The organism is Lysinibacillus sp. NPDC097287 (genome assembly GCF_044761695.1).
Taxonomy (GTDB): domain Bacteria; phylum Bacillota; class Bacilli; order Bacillales_A; family Planococcaceae; genus Lysinibacillus.
This window is the reverse complement of record NZ_JBIWCX010000086.1, coordinates 1-1065: the sequence shown is the minus strand read 5'-3', so window position 1 is coordinate 1065 and position 1065 is coordinate 1. Positions and strand designations below refer to the sequence as shown.

General features: G+C 62.5%; 2 protein-coding genes. Both read left to right on the top strand.

Translation table 11 applies throughout. The features are described from left to right. Positions 1-245: 245 nt before the first annotated feature. Entirely contained in the window at positions 246-548 is a 303-nt protein-coding gene (locus tag ACIQ2D_RS22300) for a hypothetical protein (protein ID WP_003943349.1), read from the top strand. A 166-nt stretch (positions 549-714) separates the two neighbouring features. After that, a partial coding sequence (locus ACIQ2D_RS22295) for a hypothetical protein (protein WP_483869761.1) occupies positions 715-1065 on the top strand: 351 nt, incomplete at its 3' end.

Sequence of the window (1065 nt, the reverse complement as noted above, 5' to 3'; positions counted from 1 at the left end):
AGGTCGGGGGTGTGCAGGCTGGGATGGCGGTACGCGCAAGGCTTCGAGCATGCCGAGGGAATGCTGATGGTGCTGCACGGTATCAGTGAGGATCGAGGTGTTTGAGGTGTTTGAGGTGTTCGAGGTGTTCGTCGAGCAGTCTCGGCAATGCAGTATTCGGCTGACGGTGCTCGCGGCCGAGGTGGTGGATACGCTCCCCACGCGGTAGAAGTAGGTGAGGGGTGCAGGGGAGGAATGTGAGGGCGATGCAGGTGGACTGGTTCGTGTCGGTGCGGGACGAGGAAACCGGTGTCCACCGCTACCGCGGCGGTGCAGGGTTCGACCGTGCGTCGGTGATCGAGCAGGTGATTCGCGCGGGGCGGGACATCGCTTGCCGTGAGGACGGTGCGGTCGTCGGTGTCGTCGGCGAGGTTGTCATCGACGGCACTGCAGTGGGCGCGATCGCTTTCGGGGACCGCGCCGTCAGTGATGAGGAGCTTTGCCGCGAGATCGGTATGCAGTTCGACAGGGTTCGGTCCTCTTCCGGCTTTCGATGGGACGGTAGGTGATCGCGGAGTGGGATGCTTCCCACTGATGTGGGCCTCGTGGGGTTAGGGTGGATGTCAGTTCTTCGTCATGGCTGTGGCAACGGGCTGGTCATGGCTGTGGCAACGGGCTGTCTTTTACCTTGTGCTGTCTGCATGGGGCCTCGATGAGTAGGACTGCACTGTGCCGTTGACGAAGAAGTTCTCGGAAATGTACGACGACGCGCTGACCGCGTTGGCTGCGGCGTCGCAGCGGCCCGCTGCTGTGGTGAATGTGGACGGGCAGTACGCCATTCGTGTGGATCTCGAGTACAACCGCTACGTGTTGGCCACCAATTCTGCGCGAGGGTTGTGGGACGAGCCCGATGCGAGCGGTTCGTGGTGGGTGCACATCGTGCAGACCGGTGACGACAATACGGAAACTTCGCTCGCGCAGGCGCAGAAGCCGTGGCTTATCGACGCGTTCGATGCGGCGATCGACCAGCTCGAATCGGAGGGGCATGTGATCGCTGCCGATGCGGATTTCGGCGCCATCGCTCAC

Coding starts and splice junctions, on each gene's coding strand:
- ACIQ2D_RS22300 (WP_003943349.1), top strand. CDS start 246: ATGCAGGTGGACTGGTTCGTGTCGGTGCGGGACGAGGAAACCGGTGTC.